The organism is Paenibacillus riograndensis SBR5 (genome assembly GCF_000981585.1).
GTDB classification, from domain to species: Bacteria; Bacillota; Bacilli; order Paenibacillales; family Paenibacillaceae; genus Paenibacillus_AQ; species Paenibacillus_AQ riograndensis.
In genome coordinates this window covers 6,031,521-6,057,462 of the sequence record NZ_LN831776.1, presented here as the reverse complement: position 1 = coordinate 6,057,462, position 25,942 = coordinate 6,031,521, and the positions used below count along the sequence as shown (strand labels likewise).

Genomic DNA, 25,942 nt, shown 5'->3' with positions numbered 1-25,942 from the left:
TTTTTCTTGAGCAAGACTTCTGAAATGAACCTTTTTCGAGCTTCAGTTGTTATATAGATACCTGAACAAGAGAGGAGGGCGACAATTGGAGAACAATCGGGAATTGTTCGAAACCTACAATAAGGATGTGTACCGGACCTGCTATTACATGGTGCATGATGCGGCGGATGCCGAGGATCTGTGCCAGGAAATTTTCATTACGGTTTTTCGCAGCAACTGGCAGAGTGTCGAATATCTCAAGTCCTGGATGATGAAGATCACGGTAAATACCTGTCTGAATCATTTGAAGCGGCGGCGGAGCCTGCAGCAGAAGGTGGCGGCGAATCTTCATTTTTTTCAAGGGAAAAGTGTGGTGAACACAGTGGAAGGATTAATTGAGCAAAAGGAAACCTCCCGGGAGTGGATGATCCATCTCTCGCGGCTCCCGGTGAAAATCCGGGCGGTGCTGACCTTAAGGTACATGCATGACTTCAGCCTGGCTGAAGTATCTGAGGCCCTGTCCATTCCGCTCGGAACGGCCAAATCAAGGCTGCATAAGGGTCTGAAGCTGATGAAGAATGTGCTGCTGGAAACTGGAATCCCGGAACAGGAATGGAAAGGAGAACACTATGAACAAGCTGGAGCATGCACTCAAGCATCAATTAAATGAAGATAAAGCTGTCAAATATCCCGATTTCGAGGAAATGTGGACACGCATAGAACAAGCAGAGCGCAGTTCTTCCGGGCTGCGGGGCAGCAGCACATCTGCGGGCTCCCGCCGGACCCGAAGCTGGAGCAAAATTGCTGCGGCTGCCTCGCTTAGTGTGCTGGTGGTTGCGGCTCCTGTATATGCAGCGATTCATTATAATTGGGGCAACCTTTTAAGCAGCAAAGAGGGAATTCAGACGGCATTGGACCAGAACCTGGGACAGAGGCTGGGTCAATCCATAACGAAGGACGGGGTAACGCTTACGCTTCAGACAGCCGTTGTGGATGAGAACCGCACGGTCATTCTTTATAGTCTGGATGTCGGAAAACATGTAAGCACCGATTTTTGGCATGTAAAAGGAATGACCTTACAGGGGACGAAGGAGACGGATAATGAGTATAACTATGAGCAATGGGATGAGGAGAACCAGCGTTACAACGGCTATTTCGAAAGTGACTGGGTACCCGGGCAGGATACAGAGCAGGTAACCTTGACAGCAGAAGCGGTGACAGCCACAAGCACGCAGGATCTGGAGATTCCGCTGGATATCGGGTCTCTGGAGATGCAGAGCTTTCCAATAGGCAAGGAAGGCATGAAAAAAGTGGAAATCCGGCCCTTTGCCCAAAGCAAAGACAAGCTGCTGCTCTCCTCGGCGGTTACATTCGATGATCCTATGAACCCGAAAGGGATATTTCCGCAGATTGTTGCCTACAACGGCACAACCAGGGTAAAAGATTTGTCTGGCGGCACTTTCGGTGAACCGGGAGAGCACGGGGAATACAAGATGAATCAGTATTTAAAGACAGACGATATTGCTGCTGGGCAGACGACCTTCAAGCTGGAGTACACTAAGCAGGAACAGAACATTTTCGGGCCATGGAACTTTGAGCTGGAATTAAGTAAAAAACAGATGGAAAGCGGAACGCATATACAGGCGCTGAAGCTTCCGCTGGAGACGGGCGACACTGATAACACCATTGAGAAATTGTCGGTTACTCCCACGCAAATCCGTCTCTCGATAAGAACTGAGGGCAAAAGCTTCAGACGGCAGATGCCGTATCAAAAATATTATTTAGAAGTAAGCGGCAAAACGCTTGAGGGGAGATACTTTGGATATTCCAAGGAGGACTCCAAGCTGCTTAATCTTCGTTTTGAGCGTCCTCCAGGATTGTTGGTTAACGAGAGCACGCCGATTACTTTTGTCGGCAAATATAAAGTCACGATTCATACCGAAGATAAAGCCCCGACACTTTTAACGAATATATCCACGGAGAAGCAGACCTTGATCCGCGAAGTTGGCGGTTATCCGGTGAAGTGGACGTATTACATGCAGGGAAAAGATCTGTACGTCGAAACGGGCAGTGAAGACCCTCATTTTGGCGGGATCAACCAGACCCATCTGGGCGAGAGCTACGACAATCTTCCCGGCAGACCTGTAACCCCCGGTTTCAGCGGGGACGGGAACAATAAATCCATTGATGTCTATAAGGACTTCAAAGACACAGAGGCTTCTGTCTATATGTACTATTACACGACTGACGATCCCGATAAAGAGACGCGGGTCCAGCTGCAGCCTTAAATTCTCAGTGAAGATTAGGATAAGGAAGAAACCGTTTTTTAAAAGCTTGGAGGTGTCCAGAACCCATGACGGGTGCGGACGCCTCTTTATTTTGCCACGAATCCCTGCTGCGTGCGTATGGTAAGGGAGGGTTTTGAACTGGTATTATTAATTTGATTCTGTGGCATATAGCTGAAAAAGGAGAGAGCCTAATTTTGCAGATTACACGCTGTGACTGGGTCAATGAAGACCCGCTGTATATTGCTTATCATGATGAGGAATGGGGCAAGCCCCTGTACGACGACCGAAAGCTGTTCGAGCTGCTGATGCTGGAGGGCATGCAGGCCGGGCTGAGCTGGTATACGGTTTTGAAAAAACGGGAGCACTTCCGTGAAGTGTTCGACGGATTCGACCCCGGGAAGATTGTGCTGTATGACGAAGCCAAAATCGAAGCTTTAATGCAGGACACGGGAATTATCCGCAACCGGCTGAAGATTCAAGCGGTCATTCAAAATGCTGTAGTGTTTCAGGAGATTAGCCGGGAAGCGGGCGGTTTTGCAAATTACCTCTGGAGTTTTACGGGCGGAAAGCCGGTGATTAACCAGTGGAAGACAAGATCCGAGGTTCCGGCTACAAGTCCGCAGTCTGACCAGATGAGCAAGGCGCTGAAGAAAAAGGGGATGAAGTTTGTCGGCTCCACCATATGCTATGCGTTTATGCAGGCGTCCGGCATGGTGGATGACCATACGGCGGATTGCTTTTGCCGCAGCAGTCAACAGGGTTCGGGGAACTGAGGGGCAGTTTGGCGCTACCCGGGCAAGAAATGGTATACTGTTAAATGTTCAATGGTTACAAAACTTTTAGGAGGACCCACACACATGTTATGGCACGAACTGACGGTACATACAACAGAAGAAGCACAGGAGATGATATCCAATCTGCTGTATGAAGCCGGAGCAGGCGGTGTTTCCATTGAGGAATCGGGGACGCTGAACAAAGCACGGGACACCCGTTACGGTGAATTATACGACGAACCGCTCAATGATATCCCTGAAGGGGAAGCTGTGATTAAAGGCTATTTTGCCGAAGCTGTCTCCATGGATGATATTATAGAAGAACTTGCTCCGAGAGTTGCAGAGCTGCGCGGGTTCGGGATTGATCCCGGCAAGGCGCTGATTTCCTGGAAAACGGTGGATGAGGAGGATTGGGCGCATGCCTGGAAGCAGTATTTCAAGCCGCTGCGTGTATCAGACAGGCTGACGATTAAGCCGACCTGGGAAGAATACACCCCTGTAGACGCTGCTGAAAAGATTATTGAACTTGATCCCGGCATGGCTTTCGGAACCGGAACCCATCCGACCACGGCGCTGTGCCTGCGCGCATTGGAGCAGCATATCGAAGGCGGCGAAGAGGTGATCGACGTTGGCACGGGCTCCGGCATCCTTGCCGTAGGTGCAGTTCTGCTGGGGGCAAAGTCGGTGCTGGCGCTGGATCTGGACCCGGTGGCAGTGAACAGTGCGCGCGAGAATGTGGCGCTGAACCGGCTGCAGGATAAGATTGCCGTTAAGGAAAGCGACCTTCTGTCGCTGCTGGGCGGCGGCGAACGGGCGCTGGATACGGCGGCCGGTGAGATGTGGCCTTCGGCCAGACCTGGCCATCCGGTGGATACCGGGGTGGATTCATCCGGTTTGGCGGGCGAAGCGGCGTATGGCGTTACTCTCCCGGTGAAGATTGTGGTCGCCAATATTTTAGCGGAGATTATTGTACTGTTCACGGATGATGTCTACCGTGCCCTGCAGCCGGGTGGAATCTATATTACCTCCGGTATTTATAAGGATAAGGAAGAGGTCGTGGCGAAAGCGCTGGTGTCTTCCGGTTTTGAGATTATGGAAGTATCCCGTGAAGAAGACTGGGTGGCGTTTACAGCCGGAAAGAGGTAAAGATGGATTCACTTGATCGAATTCTAGTATATCCCCTGCAGCAGCTTCCGTTTTTTCTGATTACGATTGTGATCGCATTTACTGTGCATGAGTTCGCCCACGCGTACTTTGCCAATAAGTTCGGCGATCCGACAGCTAGGCTGCTTGGCCGCATGACGCTGAACCCGGCCGTTCACTTTGATCTGTTCGGTATAATCCTGCTGCTCATTGCCGGATTCGGCTGGGCACGTCCGGTTCCGGTGAACCGCGACAACTTCAGCCGGCCCCGGCTGATGGGGGTTATTGTGTCCGCAGCCGGACCGCTCAGCAATTTTTTGCTGGGGATTATCGGTGCGCTGATCTATGCTGCACTTTATGCAACGGGGGTAATGGATTCCATTGCCAATGAACAATTGTTAAGAGCAGTTTACTGGTTCTTCGGCATGTTCATTCCGTTCAATTTCTTCTTGTTCTTGTTTAATCTGATTCCGCTGCCGCCTCTGGACGGCTACCGGATTGTAGAGGATATCGCACCGCGGCCGATCCGCGGCAAGCTGCAGCAGTATGAGCAGTGGACGGTCTTTATCTTTTTGCTTATTGTCTTTATTCCCGGATTAAGCGCTTATACGATCGGGCCATTGAATTCCTGGTCCCTGCAAATAGCAAATGATTTCATTAATATGTTTCTTAGCCTGTTTGGATATGGAAAGCTGTAACGGGGACTGTTCACAGCAAATCAAACGTTGTATGATGTAACGTGGTATTTTTAGCGGGGAATTGATGTGTGCAGAGCGGCGGCAGGGAACCTGGGAAGCAGGAACGCTGCCGCTTTAATGCTGAACAAGGGACAGGATGATGAGTAGATGCAGCGTTATTTTGTAACACCGGAGCAGTTTCATCCGGACACGGTAATGATCAGCGGGGAGGATGCCCGGCATATCGCCAAGGTTATGCGCGGCAAGGCCGGGGACAAGCTGATCGTCAGCGACGGAGTCTCCCGGGAGGCGCTGGTGGAGATTGCCGGGATTGAACCCGGTGAAGTGACCGTAAATATCCTGGAACTGCTGGATATGACGCATGAGCCGCGGATCAAAATCACAGTGGCCCAGAGTCTGCCCAAAGGAGACAAGCTGGAGACGGTGATTCAAAAATGTACCGAAATCGGCGCGGTAGCCTTCGTTCCTTTTCTCTCGGAGCGTACGATTGTGCAGTATGACGAGCGCAAGGAGAGCAAACGGCTGGAGCGCTGGCGCAAAATCTGCAAAGAGGCCGCCGAGCAGGCACACCGGAACATCGTTCCGGAAGTGCACTCGCCGCTCAGCTGGAAACTGCTGCTGAAGAGCTTCAGCGGGTATGACGCTGTGTATTTTTGTTATGAAAAAGAAGAAGGCCTGCAGCTCCGCAGCGCGGCTGCTCCCTGGTTGTCCGCCCTGCCGCCGCAGTCAACAGGGAAGGTTATGGTCGTAGTCGGCCCTGAGGGCGGCTTCAGTCCGGAGGAATGCCGTGCGGCTGAAGAGGCCGGGGCGGTGTCGGTCGGGCTTGGACGGCGCATTTTGCGCTGCGAGACGGCAGGCATGGTAGCCGCAGCCTGTATTTTATATGAATCCGGAGAAATGGGGGAGCTTGAACAATGCCATCCGTAGCATTTTATACTTTAGGTTGTAAAGTGAATTTCTACGACACTGAAGCCATCTGGCAGCTTTTCAAAAATGAAGGTTACGAGCAGGTTGACTTCGAAGGGCCCGCCGATGTCTATTTGATCAACACCTGTACAGTAACCAACACCGGCGACAAAAAAAGCCGCCAAATGATCCGCCGCGCCGTGCGCCGCAATCCGGAGGCGATTGTGGCTGTAACGGGCTGCTATGCACAGACCTCGCCTGGTGAGATTCTAGATATTCCGGGGGTTGACCTCGTGATCGGGAACCAGGACCGCGAGCATATCATGACCCATGTGAAGAACATCCAGGAATCCCGCCAGCCGGTGAATGCTGTCCGCAACATTATGAAGACACGGGAGTTTGAAGAGCTGGATGTGCCGGGCTTTGCCGACCGGACGCGGGCTTTTATGAAAATCCAGGATGGCTGCAACAACTTCTGCACCTTCTGCATCATTCCCTGGTCGCGCGGACTGTCGCGCAGCCGTGATCCGAAGTCGATTGTTGCCCAGGCGTATCAATTGGTGGAAGCCGGATACAAGGAATTTGTCCTGACCGGTATTCATACCGGAGGCTACGGGGATGATCTGGAGAATTACCGGCTTGCCGATCTGCTGTGGGAGCTGGATCAGGTAGACGGGCTGGAACGGGTGCGCATCAGCTCGATTGAAGCCAGCCAGATTGACGGGAAGCTGCTGGACGTGCTGAACCGCAGCTCCAAAATGTGCCGTCATCTGCATATTCCGCTGCAGGCCGGACATAACGAAGTGCTGAAGGCGATGCGCCGCAAATATACGACAGAAGAGTATTACGCCAAAATGGAGCTGATCCGGCAGGCGATGCCGGATGTAGGCATCACGACGGACGTTATTGTCGGTTTCCCGGGTGAAACCGAGGAAATGTTCCGCGCCGGCTACGATTTCATGAAGGCGGTCAACTACTCGGAGATGCATGTATTCCCGTATTCCAAGCGTACAGGGACTCCTGCAGCACGGATGCTGAACCAGGTGGATGAGGACATCAAGAATGCCCGCGTTCAGCAGCTGATTGACCTCTCCGAAGAAATGCAGCTGGCCTATGCCCGCAGGTTCGTTGGCAAAACGGTATCCGTCATTGCCGAGAGATCGGCCAAAAATGCTCCCGGCCGCAGCATACAGCACGGCTTCAGCGATAACTATCTGCAGGTATTCTTCAACGGCGATGACTCCCTGCAGGGAGAGCTCTGCCAGGTGAAGATTACGGAAGCGGGAGTGAACGAATGCCGTGGTGAGCTGGTCAGCGTGAACCGGAGCGGGCTCCGCCAGATTGTGCAGTAGGGCTTCGTCCACAATCTTTGGTATAACTTTTTCCACTTCGCTGCGTGGTTTTACGAAACGCCCCACATTGTGGGGCTATTTTGTTATTAGGGTAATATATTCAAGAAGAGCATAGGCTTACGAAGCAAGTTTTGCCCGAAGTAAATCAATGATGCAACACAGGCAAAACTTTTAGGAGGATGAAGATGGCATATAAGCAGATTTCAGCGGGCGGAGTGGTCTACCGGCAAGGGGCGGACGGTCTGGAGGTTCAGCTCATTGTAGACCGGTACGGCAGAATTGCGCTGCCCAAAGGCAAGATGGAGCAGGGGGAAACTGTGGAGGAAACCGCATTGCGCGAAATCCGTGAGGAGACAGGGACAGTCGGGGCAATCAAAGCGCCGATTGATGTGATTAAATATACGTTTCAGCATCCGGTTCACGGCTTAGTGAATAAGGAGGTTCATTATTTTCTGGTGGAGTCTGTAGGCGGTGAGACTAAGGCGCAGACCGAGGAGATAAACGCTGTGGAATGGCATGATCCGGCGGCTGCCTGGATACGGGGAACAGGCAACTCGTACTCGAATAATATCCAGGTTCTGCGCAAAGCTTTATCGCTGCTGGGAGTGAAGACGTCTATATAAAGCGAACTTGAAAAGCTAACAAAAGGGTAAAAGTGCGGAGGGGAAGTTTGGAACTGGAAGAGCGGTAGCGTCCGCCTGAAAGCTTTCCGTAGGAAAGCTCGCATCGGAAGCATAATCAGTCACCGGATTTCAACCGCAAAAGGCGGTTCCAATCAAGAAATCTGGGGACATACAGCGGCTGGAAGTCCAAACATTCCCCGCAGTTACGACCATACCCCACAATGTAAAACTAAAGTTCAACTTATATAGTTAGAAAGTCCCGAATTTGGCCGCTGCTGAAAAAAATTTGGAAATAGGGTAAACACTCAGGCCGTAATTGTCGATATAGGTGGAAGAGTGTGGAAAAATGAGCACCGACAATTTTAATGCCTAAGGAGAGAAACAATGACTGTGTACAGGAAAATGACGAAAATGATCCTCATTATGATATTGCTGACTTTTGCAGTTTTTCCGGTAAACGTCTTTGCAGCTACTGGCGACCTCAATTCCATTGAATTCGACAGCTCCGCAAAAGTAGAGCTTACCGTTGGACAGACACCCAAGCAGCTTAAGGTCTATGCCAGCCTGGAGGGGTCTTCTTCCAAAAGGGATATCACGGCTGCAGCCATCTGGACGTCTTCCAATACGAATGTTGTCAAAGTAGCCAACGGACTGCTAACAGCGGTAAACACTGGTACTGCGATGATTACAGCAACGTACAACAATGCGATCGCTACGCTTGAGGTATCCGTAACTCATCCCTTCAAGGAATTGACATTGGAGCGCAGCTCCGATGGCAACTATAAACTCGGCGACAGTGAAGAGTCTCTGCAGGTCAAAGCCAAAGTCGTTGGCGGAGAATCAGCCACTTCTGTAAAAGATGTGTCAGCCGATGCGGACTGGACCAGCTCCAATCCGAATGTACTTACGATTGAGGATGGCAAAATCACCCTTGTGGGTGAAGGGAAGTCGACAATTACAGCCAAATACAAAGGGTTGACTGCCACTTTCAAAGCCGTGGTGCAGCTCCCGTATTCAGCCATTGTGCTGAAGGATAAGGCGAAAGACACTGCCGTCAAGGAAATGGAACTGCTGGTCGGCGACTCACCTGTGCAATTGTCCGCAATGACCAAAGCAACCGAAAGCAGCCCGGAAAAGGATATTGCTGCGGATGCAAACTGGACAACCTCCAATGAGAGCATTGCCAAGGTAGATGCCGGTAAAATTACAATAGAAGGAACAGGCAAGGCTGTTATTACAGCGAGCTATCTCGGGGTTTCCAAATCAGTAGATATCTATGTGCGTGCGCCATATGAGGCGTTGCTGCTGAACCCTGAGGGCGATCAGACTCTTTTTCTTGGGGAAAGCCTTAGGGTTAAGTCTTTCGTCCGGGATGCCGTGAATTCGTCCCAAAATCAATCTGTACGTACGGTCTGGAGCTCTGACAATCAGCTGGCAGCGACAGTGACAGCCGATGCTGTGGCTTCAGAAGATGCCGCAGCTACCGTAATGGCCAAGGCAGTCGGGACTACAGTGATCAAAGGGGAGTATCTCGGTGTCAGCAAGTCATTCAAGCTTACGGTATTGCCGACCCTTACTGAATTAACTGCAGATAAAACCGAGCAGGAGCTCTTTACGGCGGACTCCGAGAGTCTGCCAAAAGTAACCGGAACAAAGTATGACGGCACCAAGCTTGAGATTAGTGATCAAATCGAGTGGACTTCCGCCGATGAAGAGATCGTCCGGATCAAGGACGGCAAGCTTGTCGGCGGCAAGGCAGGCACGGTTACCCTTACCGGTAAGATCAAGAATAGCACTGTTGCAGCATCCCCTTCGGCCATCCGCAGTAAAAGTGTGGAACTGAAAGTGACGGTTCTGAATAAAGTGCTTGTGTTGATCGGGCCTGAAGATCCGCAGAGTCTGGTCATTGGCGAAGAGAAGCCGCTGCCTGGGGTTAAGGCGGTGCTGGAGAACGGGGATGAGCTGGATGTCACCCCGACGATTAAATGGGAGTTCAGCGGCAGCAATGCAGTGGTCAAACAGACAGCCGCCGGCAAGACAATGAAGGGATTATCCAAAGGCTCGGCGACTCTGAAAGGTACGTATTCCAATAAGACCATCAGCATTCCGGTAACTATTGAGCAGAAGGTTGTGAAGCTGCTGGTAGAGCCAAGCGTGCTTGAAATGAACATTAAAGCCTCCAAATCGATCAAAGTGACAGGAACCTTCTCGAACGGCAGAACAGCGAATTTCTCCGGCGCTATGAACTGGGAGTCCTCCAATACAGCAGTGGCTACAGTTAGAGGAACTTCGGTAAAAGCGGTTGACGAAGGTACAGCGACACTGACGGGGTCCTACCAGGGAATTACGGCAACGGTCAAGATTACAGTTGTGCCTAAGCTGACCAAGCTTACGGTCAGCGAAACCAGACTGAAGCTGGCACCGGGCGCTTCGCAAGGGGTAGTGGTAACTGCTCTGTATGATACCGGCAATACAGCCACGGTCACAGGAAGCACGGTATGGACAAGCTCCAAGCCTTCCGTAGCCAAGATCAGCGCTTCCGGAATCATCACTGCTGTCGGTAAAGGCACAACCTCAATCAAGGGCAAATACAATAACAAAACGGTAACGGTATCTGTTACCGTGAAATAAACGGATTCTCCGTTCAATCGGTGAATCATTCACAAGAAATTTCGCAGACCCGCAGACCCGCCTTTAAGGGGGTGGCGGGTTTTTTCGTCGCTTACGTGCACCCGTCGATTTTGGAACGGTGAAGAAATTGCTGTGCTCATAAGCTCCGGGCTGTTATTCACCCGCCAGGGTGATTTTGTGCAAAGATAAGAATTTATATGTTTTGGGGGAAGCGAAGCTTACCCCTAATTTAATAGTATAGGGCGTGCCCAGAAAGCACGTATCTTCTAGCCGGTGAAAGTCCGGTCACGGGAGGGGCCAAGCCCCCGTGTAGCTGGGATGCCTGCGTACGGCGAAATCTGTGCGTAGAAGCGCATCGACAAAAGTCCGGTCAGAGACAGGGCGAGCAACCTGCTAGGCCGTAACATGAAGTGAATCCTGCCGCGTCGTCACAAAGGCCCCGCAAGGGGGGAGAGAGGAAGTCGAGCCTCGCCTATACGGGTGAAGACCACGGAAGCTGCAGAGAACTTGGAACGGCAGTGAAGAATCCTCCGGCGTATGGGGATCGGCATGGAAGGAAAGAAGACGCAGTGAACTGGGGAGACCCTCCCCCACACGGGAGGAATTTTTTTTTTAGAAACCCGTAAAGAGACGCTCTATAAGTCCAAAAGATGAAATGAACCGTCTGTGGGAAGGGAGTCCGAGGGGCTCATAATACCGAAGAACCTAAGGACAACATAACCTTAGGGAGGGAAGGAGCCCTGCTTTGTTTATGCTTTTGGAGGAGGTACGAGTGAGTGAATGCCAAAGGGCTAACGACACCAAAGGAAAAAGTTCAAGAACTCCAAGAAAAGCTAGGTCATGCGGCCAAGGAGAACAAGAAGCGTAAATTTCATGCGCTGTATGACAAGGTCTACCGCCCGGATGTGCTGTGTGAAGCCTGGAAACGGGTGAAAGCGAATAAGGGAGCAGCAGGAGTAGATGCCGTGACGCTCGCAGACATCGAGGAACGAGGAGAAACGAACTTCCTTAAGACCTGTGAGCGAGAATTGAAAGAAGGCAGCTACCATCCGCAGCCTGTGCGGCGGCACTATATCCCAAAGAAAGACGGGAAGCCAAGGCCGCTGGGCATACCCACCGTGCGCGACCGAGTCATACAGATGGCAACCAAACTCGTGATTGAGCCCATCTTCGAAGCAGACTTCGAAGAAGTATCCTTCGGATTTCGCCCGAAGCGAAGTGCGAAAGGAGCGCTGGAACGAATCCGGAAAGCCTGCAACCGCAAAGGAAATTGGGTAGTCGACGTCGATATCCAAGGTTACTTCGACAACATTAATCAAGAGAAGCTCATGAAACTGGTACAGATGCGTATCAATGACAGGAGAATCTTGAAGTTAATACGGAAATGGCTTCAGGCGGGAGTTATGGAAGAAGGAAACGTGAGGCGTTCCGATTTAGGGACACCACAAGGTGGCGTCATCTCACCGCTGTTGGCGAATATCTACTTGAACTACTTTGACCGGCTATGGGAGAAACACGGAAGTGGATTGGGGGAACTGACCAGGTATGCAGACGATTTCGTCGTAGTCTGTAAAACGAAAAAGGACGCCGAACATGCCTATGAGCTCATAAGCAGAATCATGGAACGTCTGGAGTTAACTCTACATCCGACCAAAACCCGCATTGTAGGCCTGTGGACAGGAGACGAAGGATTCGACTTTTTAGGAATGCACCATCGAAAAACGAAAGCAGAAACTTCCCAAGGGAAGGTATATTACACCACACAGCAATGGCTAACGAAAAAGGCAGAGGAGCGCATCCGAGGCGTGGTCAAAGAAAGATTAGCCCCTCCGAGCATGCGCTCAAGAACGTTGGCGGAACAGGTGGAATGGCTCAATCCAAAGATTCAAGGATGGAGAAATTATTACTACACGAACTACAGCCAAAAGAGATTAGCGAAACTGGATTGGTATATTTTGCAAAGATTAACCCGGTGGTACGCGAAGAAGAGACAACGCGGGAGATGGATGAGGTCCAGGTCAGAAGTTAAATATTTGACCATCCAATATGGACTAAAAACGCTATTGTAATCTGCATGCCCATGAATGACGAACATCGGAAAGCCGTATGAGGGAAAACCTCACGTACGGTTTGATGAGGAGGGGCTGGGTTGCACCAGCCCTTTACTCTAGAAACAATGATTACTTCCACATTGTGGATAAGAATATGCTTAAAGTTGTAGAATAAATACTTTGGCTGAATTTGTAACGAGCAACGGCAGAAATACCGTTGCTGAGACGGCGAAGGCTGAGTTCTGAGGGGGGGAGTCGGTCTAGATATCCTAATTCCAACTAGCACTTGCTTACCGGCTTCTTCGCGGATGCAAGTTGGAAAAAGGGAACTTATTTTTCCGAAACTTAAGAAATCCTGAGAGTGAAGTGGAAAAAGTAAACTTAATTGGGCCACATTTCTGGTCCAAAGGCGAAATGAGCTGAATTAGTGTCCCTTTTTCCACTTAGGACTATCGATGATAGGGTACTCCGGCAAATTAGTTAACCTTTTTCCACTTAAAGAGTTGCTGTAGGATTCATGGGGAGTCGTTCTCCAGGTAACCCAAGAACCAAGACGGTTGCACTGTCCCGTGGAGGACGGCACAGCCGTTTTTGTTCAAATATTTATATGCTTCATCCAATAAATTATCCTTCTATTTCTCGCTGAAACGGTACCGTCCCTTAAAAGACGGCGAAGGCGTTTCTGCTTGTTCCCCTGGCTGCTTCTCTGAATCAATCAGGGGAGGGGAGAATAGCATTAGTACTGCAGAGCGGATTGAAGTATAATGATACAGCATCATACAGCACCCGCATGCTGGCGGAAGCACAAGCAGTTACGGTTGCAGCCGTTCCTCCAGCCGGGTCCATACCGGCAGGTAGCACAGCGGCAGCACACCAAGGGAGCAGACGACATTGAAGATTGTCTGGGCATGGGCGAGCTGGGCGGCGGGACCGCCGCCCAGCCAGGCGGACAAGACCTGCAGCTGCTGAATAAAGGGCAGGAACAGCAGGGCGCCGCCGATATTAAGCGCTACATGCGACCCGGCGACGAATTTGCCGGAAGCCGAGCCGCCGATTGCGGCGATTACGGCTGTGACGCAGGTGCCGATGTTGGCGCCAAGCACAATGGCGATGCCAAGCCCGGGCGGCATGACACCGGAGCTGGCAAGGCCCATAGCCATGCCGATGACCGCCGCGCTGCTGTGCAGCATCGCCGTCAGGCAGGCTCCGGCAGCCAGCCCCCAGAGCGCGCTGGTTGCGGCATGGTCCAGGAACCAGCGGAAGAGGCCGCTGGCCTGCAGAGCTGGACCAATCGACTGCATGACCGCGATGCCCCAGAGGACAAGCGAAAAGCCGGCTGCGGCCAGGCTGATGAACTGCAGCGGTATGGACAGCTTGCGGCAGGAGGCGGCTATCCGTGTGCTTGGGGCAGGCAGCTCGCCGAGCAGGACGGCCGCCGCCCACAAGCACAGCGACAAGACCAGCAGCGGCGCGGCCATCCGGCTGATCTGCAGGCCGATCAGCTCTGTGGTCAGGCAGGTGCCGATGTTGCTGCCAAGGATAATGCCCAGTGTCCGGGCATACGTCAGCAGTCCGGCATTAACCATGCCGATGGTCAGCACCGTTACGGCGGTGCTGCTCTGCAGCAGTGCCGACAGCAGGCTGCTGGCGATCAGGCCTTTTAACGGTGTGGAGGTTGCTTTATGCAGGGTCCGCATGAGCAGGGGACCGGCGAGCTTCGCCAGCGCCGCTTCCATCAGCTTCATGCCGGCGAGGAAGATTACAAGACCATATATGACAGGGAACAGCACATCACGGATCATAAGGGCAGGCTCCTTTGAACGGGGTTGTACACCAATATATGAAAGCAGCGAAGTGGACATGTATAGAATCCATCAACAAGAACAGGGAGTTGAAAGTATTGGCATCAGTTATCTTGGAACGCAGCCGTAAAAAAAGACTGGAGCAGGGCCATCCTTGGGTTTACGCCAGCGAGGTAGCCTCTGTAGACGGAGATCCGCAGCCTGGCGGATTAGTGGATGTGCTTAATCATCAAGGGAGATATCTGGGGACGGGCTATTACAATCCCGCTTCGCAGATCCGGGTGAGAATTCTCGCCCGGAATCCGCTGGCGGCTATGGATACCGCTTTTTTTGCCGGGCGGTTGGCAAGCTGCCTGCGCCATAGACAGCGGTTTCTGCCGGGAGCGGATGCCTACCGCCTGGTATATGGCGAAGCGGATTTTCTGCCCGGCCTGATTATCGACCGGTTTGGCGAGGTCCTGGTAGTGCAGCTGTTGACGCTGGGAATGGACAAGTGCCGCGATCAGATTGTGCAGGCGCTGGTGGAAGTCGTTGCCCCGCGCGGCATATATGAGCGCAGCGATGTCAGCGTGCGCGAGCTGGAAGGGCTTGAACAGAGAACCGGAGTGCTGTACGGGGAGTGCCCGCGCCACATTACGGTGAGTGAGAATGGCCTCAAGGTGATCGTTGATATAGAAGAGGGGCAGAAGACAGGATACTTTTTTGACCAGCGCGAGAACCGGGCTTCCATTGCTCCGCTGATCCAAGGCTGGGGCGGGCGCAGCGGGATCACGCTGCAGGAGGTGGCGGCAGAGGATGGAACGGTTCAGACGCTTCCGGTCAACAAAAGCGGCAAGCCGGTTACCTTCCCTTATTGGGACGGTGCGACGGTGCTGGAATGCTTTGCGCATACCGGCAGCTTTACCCTCCATGCCTGCAAATATGGGGCCAAGAAGGTCACCTGCCTGGACGTTTCCGCACATGCCATCGAAAGCGCCAAAGCCAACGTAGAGTTGAACGGCTTCAGCGACCGGGTGGAGTTTGTGGTAGACGATGCGTTTGCCTTCCTGCGCAATCAGGTAAAAGGCCTCGAAGAGCGCTCCGAGCGGGCAACCGGAAAAACGGATGCCAAGCCAGGCGCCAAACCTGCTTCAAAAACAGATACCGCCAAGCCGATGACCGCCGGCGGCGGGCGCACCTGGGATGTTGTTATTCTTGACCCGCCTGCTTTTGCCAAGACCAAAAGTGCGGTGGCTGGAGCCTGCCGCGGCTACAAGGACATCAACCTGCACGGCATGAAGCTTGTCAATGAAGGCGGCTATCTCGTAACGGCAAGCTGCTCCTACCACATGCAGCCGCAGCTGTTCCTCGACACCATCGCCGAAGCGGCGAAGGATGCCGGCAAAGTGCTCCGCCTCATTGAGTGGCGGGCCGCCGGCAAAGACCACCCGCAAATTCTCGGTGTGGACGAAGGCCACTACCTGAAATTTGCCATTTTTGAGGTGCGCAGCAAATAAACGCCGTATTTTATATGAGTTCAACTGGAGAACCTGAAAGCTTGGGGAACGTGAGTGAGGCTCAGCAGGAACTAAATCTTAGTGGAAAAAGTAAAACTAATTCGCCGAAATTCGGGTGGAACCCGGAACCCGGGATCAGAACCTGTAATCCGGCCCACGGAACCGGAGCCCGATCCCCGGCCCACGAAACCCTATTCTACTGCACTTTCTGCAATAGATATCCTCCAAATCAGCCTAAAAACTGAATCTGTTGTAGTTTATACAGCAGATTTAAAGAAAAAGGTTCTTTTGACGCTAAATCCCCGAAATCTGTTGTATGAAAGAGTCAATTTCATAATTCAGTTTGCTGAATAGCAAGACTCGGCCAAAATCTAAGGTCATTTTTTAAAAAATCAGGCCACTTGCTGGGAGTTGCGTAACCGCTGGTTTAACTTGTCTAGCGCAAACTTGCTGAGATTGTAAGCTAGTGTACTGAGCTGGAAATCAACTCTTGCCCGGACGCCGCGGTGACGCGTACGTTTCATGCCAAAATACTCTTTAAGATATGCAAAAACTCGCTCCACTGCCGTACGCTTCTTGTACAGCTCTGTAAAGCTCTCGCTACCTCTTGCGGGATAGGTGTGCTTGCGTAAATCCGTTTGTATGCGGATTTTAAACACCTTTTGGCAGCCGGAACCGGAAAGTGGACAGTCTTTGCACTGGCTCGGCTGGGTATACTTCAGCGTTTCGTACTTGGCATCAAAACTGTCGTAGCGGTAGGTATGCCCCTGTGAGCATACGGGATTGTAGTCCGAGTTCATTCCCTTGGGCGGCTCTTTGTGGTGAATCATTGGAATCGTAGGATAGGCGCCTAACGAATGAATCAACTGGTAGATGGCTGCGCTGTCGTACCCTTTGTCTCCCAAGACATGCTTTACGTTTAACCTAGGAAACTTCAGGAGCAGGCCTTTGAGAAGGATAACCGCCATGCGCTGGTCATTCAAATTCGCCGAACTCCATAAGCCACTAAGAATATACTGACAGTCCGCATCGACCAGCAGATTTGCCTTGAACCCGTAATAACTGGTAAGTCTACCTTTCGCATTTTTCTTGTCACAACGCGCGGCATGCCGGGGTAATGCTGCAAGCAATTCATCGTACGTGTAGGGCAGCATCTGTTCAATGGTTTTCTCAAACGGTCCTAGGCTCTCTTCATAAGCTTCCCGTTCCTTGCGCCGACGTTCCTTTTCTTCAGCAGAAGGACGTCCAGGCGGGTAGACGGGTTTTTTGGGCCGCTCGTCCACAGGCTCGGACTCGGGCTCGGTGAGTTCTAGCTGCAGCTGCTGAGCCACCGGAGCATCACTTGGCTTTTTAGCACGGCGGGCCGCGCGGCGTTTGGATGCAGCTTCGCTAAATAGGCTATCCCAAGCCTCAACGATAGAGGAATCCAAAGCGAGATGCATACCCGTAACGAACTCTTCCTCCAGGGCGGACAGCACCAGAGTATCCTGAAGGTCCTCGAGCATGCCCGTTTGCTCAAGCACATGAATCAAACGGGAGTACGAGGCTTCGCTCGGGATGCGGTTGGAACCGGTGAACCGGCACTGCACCCGAAATTCCTCGCTGAATCGAAGTCGCCGGACCAACGCGGATACAAACTCGATGCCCTCCATTTTTGCGATGAGCAGCGAGTAGATCATCGCGGGTACGTTTAGTTCTTCCGGCCGCCCACGGTTGTTCTTTTTTCCAAGCGCGTGCAAGACCGGAGCGAGATTTAAGTGTTCAAAGATCTGACTGTATTTATCTTCCGGTCGCATCAGCAACAAATCCTCAAAGGAAAACAGCTCTTCTTGCCGAATAGAATACATGGGGATTACCTCTTTTCATTCTCGGATGTTGGTTTGGTCACCTATATCTTCGAGATTTGGGGAGGTACTCCCTTTTCTATGCTCAAAAAAACCAATCCTAGCAAGGGTTTTGAATTATGAAATTGTCTCTGAAATGCAGCAGAATATTATTTACTGCAGGATGCCAAGGAATTCTGTTGCAGATAATGCAATCAAGTCAGAACATCGGTGCAGTGAAAGCTTATTTATATCGACCGAGAAGATGAAATAACAGAGGAGGCCTGTGTTGATCATGGGGCTCTTCTTTTTTGACGCATATATGAAAAGAATGGCAAACATATGTTCTAGATGGAAGAGGTATGCTATACTATTGGGACGGATTCATATGATAATTTTCGAAATTAGACCAGCAATATATTAATATAGTATAAGTGTTCTACTTCTGAATGCAGAGGATTAGCAGGGGCGGGCAGCGGCGGAGGAATGAGCGGCAAATGTCGTTACATAGTCTCGAAGAAACTGCTGCGGTAAAAGCAAAAGCAGAAATATCGTTGAATAAACGAATAGACACATAGCACACATAACGGTGAGAGCAAATGTAAAAGTACCTTTACATTAAGTTGATAGGCGTGGCCGCCAAATACGGCCTCCTAAACTTGATTGTAGTTAAGATGCGCATATACCTACCTTACTCTCGTAAATAAATGCATAGTCATAGTAGGGTTAACCAAATCGATTGGATAATTTCGGAAGGAGTCTACTGTGATGACGGTACACTTTTTGATTGGCCGCTCGGGCAGCGGAAAGACTACGAAAATATGGAGGGAGGTAAACTCCGCTCTGGAGCGGGAGCCGCTGGGCCCCCCGATGATCATGCTTGTTCCGGAGCAGGGCTCCTTTGGTGCGGAGCAAGGGCTGCTGAAGACGGGAAAGAGTAGGGGCAGCATCCGTGCCCAGACGCTGAGCTTCTCGCGGCTGGCCTACCGGGTGAAGCAGGAGACTGGCGGCAGCGCCAGCCTGCCGATCAGCGAGGAAGGCAAGAAGATGCTGATCTACAAGATTATCAGCCGCCGCAAGGAAGAGCTGAAGCTGTTCGGGGCATCAAGCGACAGACCGGGTTTTGTGGAACGGCTTAGCCAGCTGCATACGGAGCTGAAGCGCTGCTGCCTCGGCGCAGCTGATCTGGAGGAACAGTTGTCGGGGATGCGCGATTCTACGCTGCGGAGTCCTATTCTTGCCAGCAAGCTCGATGATTTACATATCGTGTTCAGCGAGCTGGAACAGGAAATGTCCCAGCTGTATATTGATGAAGAGGACCGCCTCGCCGAGCTGGCTGAGCATATTAAGGATTCCTCATATATTCGTGGTTCGGAAATCTGGGTCGACGGCTTTCACGGGTTCACCACACAGGAATTTGCTGTGCTGCGGGAGCTGATGCAGTATGCCTCCAAGGTTACAATCTCACTGACACTGGACCGGATTTATCCTCCGGGATTGCAGCCGCATGATTTGGAGCTGTTCCATCCTGCCGCAGTAACCTTCATCAAGCTGCGCGGAATGGCTGAGGAAATGGGGCTGACGGTATGGGACGAGCTGCTGGCGCCGCCGGTGCTGCCGCGTTTTGCCGGGAGTCCGGTCCTTGCCCATTTAGAGCGGGGATTTGGACGCCGGGACCGCTGGACTGGTGCAGCTTCTGCCGTTGCAGAGGCCATTACCCTTACAGCGGCCGCTTCGCGCAGAGCCGAGGTAGAAGGAAGCCTGCGGGAAATGCTCCGGCTGGCCCGTGAGGAAGGGGCCAAATACGGGGAGATGGCTGTATTCATGCGCAATATTGCCGATTATGAGCAGCTTGCGGCCCCCCTGTTCCAGGATTACGGGATTCCTTTCTTCCTTGACCAAAAAATGAATGAGCTGCATCATCCGCTGGTGGAATTTATCCGCTCTGCCTTTGATGTGGTGCGCCGCCGGTGGCGGTATGAGGATGTGTTCCGCTGCGTGAAGACAGAGCTGCTGCTGCCATTGGACCGCAGTGTGACCCGTGCGGATATGGATGCGCTGGAGAATTACGTGCTGGCCTGCGGCATTCAGGGCTACCGCTGGACGGATGGCCGGTCCTGGAAAGGAATTCCAAGCCTTTCGCTGGAGGGCGCCCGAGTTGTGGATGAAGAGCTGCTGGCGAAAATGGAGGCGTGCCGTCGGGTTATTACGGGTCCGCTGCAGGCTTTTGAACAGCGGATCAAAAAAAGCCGCAGCGCTCTGGAGCTGTGCAAAGCGGTATATTTTTTATTGCAGGATATGGATGCCGCCCGCAAGCTGGAACAGATGAGTGCCCGGGCTTTGGAGCTTGGACAGCCTGAGGCAGCCCGGGAGCATACGCAGCTGTGGGGTGCGGTGCTGGACCTCCTGGATCAGATTGCGGAGATGATGGGCAATGAAAGAATGGAGTTTGAAGTTTTCGCCGGGGTGCTGGAGACAGGTCTGGCTGAACTGAAGATGGGGCTTGTTCCTCCCGCACTGGATCAGGTACTGGTTGGGAATATGGACCGCACCCGGGTATCGGGTGTCAAATATGCTTTTTTGCTGGGATTTAATGAAGGGGTTGTTCCTGCCCAGTTCAAGGAAGACGGCATTCTCTCGGAAGGGGAGCGTCTGCTGCTGGAGAATGCGGGAATGGAGCTTGCTCCCGGCTCTTCCCGCAAGCTGCTCGATGAGCGCTTTCTGATCTACAATACACTCACTACGGCGAGCCGCAAGCTCTGGATCAGTTACGCGACAGCGGATGAAGAGGGCAAGGCGCTGCTGCCATCGGAAATCATCCGCCAACTGCACGGCATGTTCCCTGGAGCACTGAAAGAGTCTTTCCTTTCCGGGTTTCCATCGTCTGCAGCTGGAGTCCCAGACGATGCAGAGACTTTAGAAGCGCTGCATCTGAGCTTTGTCAGCCAGCCGGAGCAGACGCTGCGCATGCTCATTATGCAGCTTCGGCAGTATCGCCAGGGTGTAGAAATTCCCGCGATTTGGTGGGATGTCTATAACTGGTTTATCACCGATGCGGAGTATGGACCGAAGCTGGAACGGCTGCTCGGCTCCCTGTTCTACCGCAATGAAGGAATCCGGTTGAAGCGGGAGACCAGTCTGCGCCTGTACGGCGGGACAACGCTACGCGGAAGTGTGTCACGCATGGAGAAGTTCGTGGCCTGCGCCTTCTCGCATTTCGCTTCGTACGGCCTGAGACTGAAGGAACGCCAGCTGTATAAGCTGAAGGCACCGGACATTGGACAACTGTTCCATGCCGCTCTCAGCGATATGGCTCTGCGGCTGCAGAAGCAGGGACGGAGCTGGGGAAGCATGTCCGCGGAGGAATGCCGCCGTGAAGCCGGCGAGACCGTGGACCGGCTCTCTCCGCTCCTGCAGGGCGAAATTCTTATGAGCAGCAAACGCTACGGATACATCTCCCGCAAGCTCAAAAACATTGTCGGCCGCGCCTCAGTCATCCTCGGTGAACACGCCAGAAGGGGCAGCTTTGAGCCGGTGGGGCTGGAGCTGGACTTTGGCCCGGGCAAGGATCTCCCGCCGCTGAGGATTACACTGCCGAACGGCTGTGTGATGGAGGTAGTGGGCCGGATCGACCGTGTGGATATGGCTGAAGGCGAACAGGGCATCCTGCTGCGGGTCATCGACTACAAATCAAGCCATAAGGATCTCAAACTGCATGAGGTCTATTACGGACTGTCCCTGCAGATGCTGACCTACCTCGATGTTCTGCTTACGTATTCGGAGCAGTGGCTCGGCCAAACCGCTCTGCCGGCCGGAACGCTTTATTTCCATGTGCATGATCCGCTGCTGACTTCAGCGAACGGCATGAACCGCGAGCAGGCAGAGCAGGAGCTGATGAAACGGTTCAAGATGAAGGGGCTGCTGACGGCGGACCGTGAAGTGGTTTCCCTGATGGATACCACTCTGGATAAGGGGCATTCCTCAATCGTGCCGGTGGCGCTGAAAAGCGACGGGAGCTTTTACAGCAGTGCTTCGGTGGCCACTCCCGAGCAATGGGGGCATTTGCTGTCCTCAGTGCGCAGCACCATTTCTGATATCGGGACACGCATTACTGAAGGGGATGTAGCGATCCAGCCCTACCGGATACAGCAGGAAACGGCTTGCACCTTCTGCTCTTTCCGGCCGGTATGCCAATTCGATGAGACCGTGGAAGGCAATGCCTACAACAATCTCGGCAAGCCGGGCAAGGAAGTCATCTGGGACCTGCTGTCCCGCGAAGGAGGAGAGAAGCCATGATACGGAGAGCGGAAATAGAACCCAAGCCGGAAGGCAGCCTATGGAGCGATGACCAGTGGCGCGCCATTGCCGAGAGCGGTGACGATATCCTGGTCGCGGCGGCGGCGGGCTCCGGCAAAACAGCGGTGCTGGTGGAGCGGATTATCCGTAAAATCAGCAATGAGGAGAACGGGTTCAGTGTGGACAGGCTGCTGGTAGCTACCTTCACCAAGGCAGCGGCTGCTGAAATGCGGCAACGCATCCGCGAGGCACTGGAACGGAAGCTGGAGGAAGAAAGCTCCGGGAAAGAGGAAGAAAGCCATGGCCATGAGCATCTGCGCCGTCAGCTTGCCCTGCTTGGCAGAGCTTCGATTACGACGCTGCATTCCTTTTGCCTGGAGGTGATCCGGCGTTATTACCAGCTCATCCCCATCGATCCGGGCTTCCGGATTCTGAATGAGCATGAGGCGGAGATGATGCGCCAGGAGCTGCTGGAAGAGCTGCTGGAAGAGAAATATGGAGAGGTTGCCGGAGACGGGGAGGATACGGTGTTTGTGCGGCTGGCTGACTGGTTCAGCGGCGAGCGCAGCGATGATGCGGTCCATTCCCTGGTGCAGCGGCTGCATGATTTTGCGCGCAGCCATCCCTGGCCGGCACAGTGGCTGCGGGACACCGCAGCGGATTTCTCGCTGCCGGATACGGAGGCCCTGAGCCGCACGCCATGGGTGCAGAGCATCCTGGCGGATGCGAAGCTCACGCTGGACGGCGCGGCGAGCCAGCTGCGCCAGGGCCGGGAAATTGCCCTGCAGCCCGGCGGCCCTGCTCCTTACGCAGACAATCTGGCTGCGGATCTGGAAATGGTGCAGGCGCTGCAGGAAGCGCTGGAATTCCGTCCGTGGGCCGAGCTGTATGATATTTTTATTGAAATATCGTTTGGGAAGCTGAAGGCCTGCAAAAAGGATTCGACCGACCCGGGGCTGCAGGAGCGGGTTAAGGAGCTGCGTGACAATGTGAAGAAAAGCTTGCTGGAGCTGCAAAAATCGCTTTTTGGCCGCCCCGCTGAAGCCTTTTTGGGTGAACTGCATGAGGCCGCTCCGCTGATGCGGGAGCTGGCTGAGACGGTCATCGAATTCGGGGAACGCTACCGGATCGAGAAGGCAGGCCGGGGAATGGTCGATTTCAGCGACCTGGAGCATTATTGCCTGCAAATCCTGCGGCATGCAGATTCAGAGCCCGGACATTCGCTGCCTTCGGATGCAGCGATGGAGTACCGGGACCAGTTCGACGAGGTACTGCTGGATGAATATCAGGATACGAACAGCGTGCAGGAGGAAATTGTGCGGCTGATTTCCCGGGAATCGCCGGGGAACCGTTTTATGGTCGGAGATATGAAGCAGAGCATTTACCGTTTCCGGCTGGCGGAGCCGGGATTGTTCCTGGATAAATATAAGAGCTTTGGTTCAGCCGCGGGCGGCGGCTCCGTAATTGATCTGGCCCGCAATTTCCGCAGCCGTCTGGAGGTCGTAAATGCCGTGAATATGATTTTCCGGCAGATTATGGACAGTACTGTTGCTGAAATAAGCTACGATGAGCGGGCGGAGCTGGTTTACGGAGCCCATTTTCCGGGTGCGGCAGAGAAGGGGCCGGACACTTATTTTGCCCCTGAGCTGCTGCTAATCGACCGGGGAACATCATCGTCTTCACGTACAGAAGAATCTGCTGAGGACGGGGAGCTTCCTCCGCAAGAAAATGAAGCAATGGAGAGTGAAACCGCACAGCTTGAAGCAAGAGCTATCGTCCGGCGCATCTCCCAGATGACCGGCATGAGCGGCGGTGAGCCGCTGATGATCTATGATAAAGCCTTGAAGATCATGCGTCCGGTTGTTTACGGGGACATTGTGATTCTGCTGCGGTCTGCCCGGATCTGGACTCCGCTGATGGTCGAAGAGCTGCGCCTGGAGGGCATTCCGGCATACGGGGATCAGAACAAAGGCTATTTTCAGGCTACCGAGGTGGAAATTGCCCTTTCACTGCTGCAGATTGTGGACAATCCCCGGCAGGATATTCCTCTGGCCGGCGTCCTGCGGTCGCCTGTGGTAAATCTGCGCGAGGAAGAACTGGCAGCGGTGCGTCTCTGCAGCGACGGTTCATTTTTGGATGCAGTGCTGGCGGCTGCCGGAGAGCAGACTGAGATAGGGGATGGGTCTGGCGGACATCATGCGTTCAAGTCAGACGCTTCCCGCGCTGCCGATCCGGCTGCACCTGATGAAGAAAGCCCGGCGGGAGACGTCCCGTCAGCAGACCATATGGCAGGAAAAGCGGCAATGCCGGAGATTTCCGGGAAGCTGCGGAAGAAGCTGCAAGTTTTCCTGAGGCAGCTTGAGGGCTGGAGAACTGCTGCCCACCAGGGAAGCCTCAGCACATTGATCTGGCGTATCTACACAGAGAGCGGTTATCTGGAATGGGTCGGCGGTCTGCCTGGCGGCTTCCAGCGCCAGAATAATCTTACAGCGCTGTATGACCGGGCTGTTCAGTTTGAGAATGATACCAATGCACGCGGCTTGTTCCGCTTCCTGGTATTCATTAACCGGCTGAGAGAAAACGGCGGCGACCTGGGTGCAGCGGGAGGAACCGGCGAGGAAGCCGGGGGGGTCCGCATTATGACCATCCACAAGTCCAAAGGTTTGGAGTTTCCCGTGGTCTTCCTGGCAGGAATGGCCAAGCCGTTCAACCGCCAGGATTTGCATTCTCCTTTCCTGATGCACAAAGAGCTTGGATTCGGGCCGCGTTTTGTAGAGCCCAAAACCCGGGTCACTTATCCAACACTGCCTTATCTGGCAATTAGCCGCCGTTCCCGTCTGGAATTGCTGGCCGAGGAAATGCGTGTACTCTATGTCGGATTAACCCGGCCGCGCGACAAAATGATCCTGGTCGGCACCGTGCGGGATTTGCCCCGCACCCTTGCAGGCTGGAGCAGTGTGCAGGGCCGGGAGCAAATGCTGCTGGAAGACCATATGCTGGCCCGGGGCCGCAGCTATTTGGATTGGGTGGGGCCGGCGCTGATCCGCCATCCCCGCGCGGCTATCCTGCGCAAGCTGGCAGGTGCCGATGGGCCTGTATCTGCGGTGCTCCATGGCGATGCTTCCAATTGGAGCATCTCTGCGGTGAACGCGCAGGAGCTCAGTTCCGGGTCAGCTCTGGCTGGGTCTGGTACTGCGGATCGTAATGAGGAACGGCAGGCTGTGCTTGAAGCCCTTCGGCACGGCCGCCGTGTTCCCAACGGGAGCGCTGCAAGAGAGGCCGAAGTAACCGGACGCTTGAAATGGGTGTATCCTTATGCAGCAGCATCCGGGATTCCCGCAAAAACCTCAGTCACCGAATTGAAATCGATGCTGTCCATGCAGGAGCAGCCGTCATACGATTTGCTGGAAGAATCCCTGCATGGTGATGCAGGGCTCAGCCTGACGCGCGGGGCGGCAGGGACGGACAGTCTGCATCTGCAGCGTCCGAAGTTTATGGAGAAGCGGGGCTTGTCGCCTTCAGAGCGGGGGACAGCCTATCATACCGTGATGCAGCATGTGCCGCTGGAGGGTGTGGTAGACCGGTCTGTTCTGGAAGCGACCATCGCGCGCCTTACGCGGCTGGCCATACTTACGGGCGAGCAGGCTGAGGCTGTAGAAATTAGTGATATTGAGGCGTTTTATTCAGGGGAAATGGGCCGCAGACTGATCGGAGCCTCCTGGAAAAGAAGAGAGCAGCCGTTCAGCTATATGGTACCGGCCGGCGAAGCCTATCATGGGCTTGAGTATCTGAATGAAGCGGCAGCGGGGCTTGAAGCTCCTGCAGGAAACGCGGCCTTTGGTGAATCTGTCCTGATTCAAGGCGTTATCGACTGCCTGTTCCGGGAAGAAGGGCGGCTGATTCTGCTGGATTATAAAACCGATGCTGTGCTGGAGCATCAGGGCGGATTGGAAACTCTCAAAGAGAAGTACCGTTTTCAGCTGGAGCTGTACAGCAAGGCGCTGCTGGACATTTTGGGGGAGCCGGTCTCCGAGATCTGGCTGTACTTTTTTGACGGCGGACATGCAGTGAAGCTATAAAT

General features: G+C 53.4%; 15 protein-coding genes. 13 read left to right on the top strand and 2 right to left on the bottom strand.

Annotated elements, in window-relative coordinates; all coding sequences use genetic code 11:
• Positions 1–85: 85 nt before the first annotated feature.
• The 10 genes from PRIO_RS25680 (at position 86) to ltrA (ending at position 12,462) form a co-directional block, all read left to right on the top strand.
• Complete coding sequence (locus PRIO_RS25680; RefSeq protein WP_020428133.1) at positions 86–649, top strand: RNA polymerase sigma factor; 564 nt, start codon at positions 86–88, stop codon at positions 647–649.
• Entirely contained in the window at positions 609–2,267 is a 1,659-nt protein-coding gene (locus PRIO_RS25675; RefSeq protein ID WP_020428134.1) for a DUF4179 domain-containing protein, read from the top strand. Before PRIO_RS25680 ends, PRIO_RS25675 begins: the two co-directional genes overlap by 41 nt.
• A gap of 194 nt (positions 2,268–2,461) precedes the next feature.
• Positions 2,462–3,040, top strand: coding sequence for a DNA-3-methyladenine glycosylase I (locus PRIO_RS25670; protein ID WP_020428135.1), 579 nt, complete (start codon positions 2,462–2,464; stop codon positions 3,038–3,040).
• Between the two features lie 84 nt (positions 3,041–3,124).
• Positions 3,125–4,186 carry a 50S ribosomal protein L11 methyltransferase gene (gene prmA / locus PRIO_RS25665; protein ID WP_020428136.1) on the top strand — a complete coding sequence of 354 codons (1,062 nt, stop codon included), beginning with the start codon at positions 3,125–3,127 and terminating at the stop codon, positions 4,184–4,186.
• Positions 4,187–4,188: 2 nt separating this feature from the next.
• A complete protein-coding gene (locus PRIO_RS25660; protein WP_039832739.1) occupies positions 4,189–4,881 on the top strand; it encodes a site-2 protease family protein in 693 nt (230 codons plus the stop codon).
• A gap of 147 nt (positions 4,882–5,028) precedes the next feature.
• A complete protein-coding gene (locus tag PRIO_RS25655; RefSeq protein ID WP_020428138.1) occupies positions 5,029–5,808 on the top strand; it encodes an RsmE family RNA methyltransferase in 780 nt (259 codons plus the stop codon).
• Positions 5,796–7,139, top strand: a complete 1,344-nt coding sequence (gene mtaB / locus PRIO_RS25650) for a tRNA (N(6)-L-threonylcarbamoyladenosine(37)-C(2))-methylthiotransferase MtaB (protein ID WP_020428139.1) — start codon at positions 5,796–5,798, stop codon at positions 7,137–7,139. The genes PRIO_RS25655 and mtaB overlap by 13 nt, the downstream gene beginning before the upstream one ends.
• Positions 7,140–7,324: 185 nt before the next feature.
• Positions 7,325–7,762, top strand: coding sequence for an NUDIX hydrolase (locus tag PRIO_RS25645; protein ID WP_020428140.1), 438 nt, complete (start codon positions 7,325–7,327; stop codon positions 7,760–7,762).
• A 384-nt stretch (positions 7,763–8,146) separates the two neighbouring features.
• A complete protein-coding gene (locus tag PRIO_RS25640; protein ID WP_020428141.1) occupies positions 8,147–10,393 on the top strand; it encodes an Ig-like domain-containing protein in 2,247 nt (748 codons plus the stop codon).
• 776 nt (positions 10,394–11,169) lie between these two features.
• Complete coding sequence (gene ltrA, locus PRIO_RS25635) at positions 11,170–12,462, top strand: group II intron reverse transcriptase/maturase (RefSeq protein ID WP_020425999.1); 1,293 nt, start codon at positions 11,170–11,172, stop codon at positions 12,460–12,462.
• Positions 12,463–13,256: 794 nt separating this feature from the next.
• Here the strand turns inward: ltrA and PRIO_RS25630 are convergent.
• Positions 13,257–14,246, bottom strand: coding sequence for a Na/Pi cotransporter family protein (locus PRIO_RS25630; RefSeq protein ID WP_020427197.1), 990 nt, complete (start codon positions 14,244–14,246; stop codon positions 13,257–13,259).
• A gap of 98 nt (positions 14,247–14,344) precedes the next feature.
• Between PRIO_RS25630 and PRIO_RS25625 the strand changes: the two genes are divergently transcribed.
• On the top strand, positions 14,345–15,742 hold the full coding sequence (locus PRIO_RS25625; RefSeq protein ID WP_020427198.1) for a class I SAM-dependent rRNA methyltransferase: 1,398 nt from the start codon (positions 14,345–14,347) through the stop codon (positions 15,740–15,742).
• A 392-nt stretch (positions 15,743–16,134) separates the two neighbouring features.
• Here the strand turns inward: PRIO_RS25625 and PRIO_RS25620 are convergent, their stop codons facing one another.
• Positions 16,135–17,589: a transposase gene (locus tag PRIO_RS25620; RefSeq protein ID WP_046501121.1), complete on the bottom strand. Its 1,455-nt coding sequence runs from the start codon at positions 17,587–17,589 to the stop codon at positions 16,135–16,137.
• A gap of 744 nt (positions 17,590–18,333) precedes the next feature.
• Here PRIO_RS25620 and addB point away from each other — a divergent pair.
• Both addB and addA read left to right on the top strand, forming a co-directional pair.
• Positions 18,334–21,861 carry a helicase-exonuclease AddAB subunit AddB gene (addB, locus tag PRIO_RS25615; RefSeq protein WP_046505317.1) on the top strand — a complete coding sequence of 1,176 codons (3,528 nt, stop codon included), beginning with the start codon at positions 18,334–18,336 and terminating at the stop codon, positions 21,859–21,861.
• Positions 21,858–25,940 carry a helicase-exonuclease AddAB subunit AddA gene (addA, locus tag PRIO_RS25610; protein ID WP_020430254.1) on the top strand — a complete coding sequence of 1,361 codons (4,083 nt, stop codon included), beginning with the start codon at positions 21,858–21,860 and terminating at the stop codon, positions 25,938–25,940. Before addB ends, addA begins: the two co-directional genes overlap by 4 nt.
• The last annotated feature ends 2 nt before the right edge of the window (positions 25,941–25,942 follow it).

What these genes read in the sequence shown, in the direction of transcription:
- PRIO_RS25675 (WP_020428134.1), top strand. Translation starts at nt 609, where the DNA reads ATGAACAAGCTGGAGCATGCACTCAAGCATCAATTAAATGAAGATAAA.
- prmA (WP_020428136.1), top strand. Translation starts at nt 3,125, where the DNA reads ATGTTATGGCACGAACTGACGGTACATACAACAGAAGAAGCACAGGAG.
- PRIO_RS25660 (WP_039832739.1), top strand. Translation starts at nt 4,189, where the DNA reads ATGGATTCACTTGATCGAATTCTAGTATATCCCCTGCAGCAGCTTCCG.
- PRIO_RS25655 (WP_020428138.1), top strand. Translation starts at nt 5,029, where the DNA reads ATGCAGCGTTATTTTGTAACACCGGAGCAGTTTCATCCGGACACGGTA.
- mtaB (WP_020428139.1), top strand. Translation starts at nt 5,796, where the DNA reads ATGCCATCCGTAGCATTTTATACTTTAGGTTGTAAAGTGAATTTCTAC.
- PRIO_RS25645 (WP_020428140.1), top strand. Translation starts at nt 7,325, where the DNA reads ATGGCATATAAGCAGATTTCAGCGGGCGGAGTGGTCTACCGGCAAGGG.
- PRIO_RS25640 (WP_020428141.1), top strand. Translation starts at nt 8,147, where the DNA reads ATGACTGTGTACAGGAAAATGACGAAAATGATCCTCATTATGATATTG.
- PRIO_RS25630 (WP_020427197.1), bottom strand. Translation starts at nt 14,246, where the DNA reads ATGATCCGTGATGTGCTGTTCCCTGTCATATATGGTCTTGTAATCTTC.
- PRIO_RS25620 (WP_046501121.1), bottom strand. Translation starts at nt 17,589, where the DNA reads ATGTATTCTATTCGGCAAGAAGAGCTGTTTTCCTTTGAGGATTTGTTG.
- addB (WP_046505317.1), top strand. Translation starts at nt 18,334, where the DNA reads ATGACGGTACACTTTTTGATTGGCCGCTCGGGCAGCGGAAAGACTACG.
- addA (WP_020430254.1), top strand. Translation starts at nt 21,858, where the DNA reads ATGATACGGAGAGCGGAAATAGAACCCAAGCCGGAAGGCAGCCTATGG.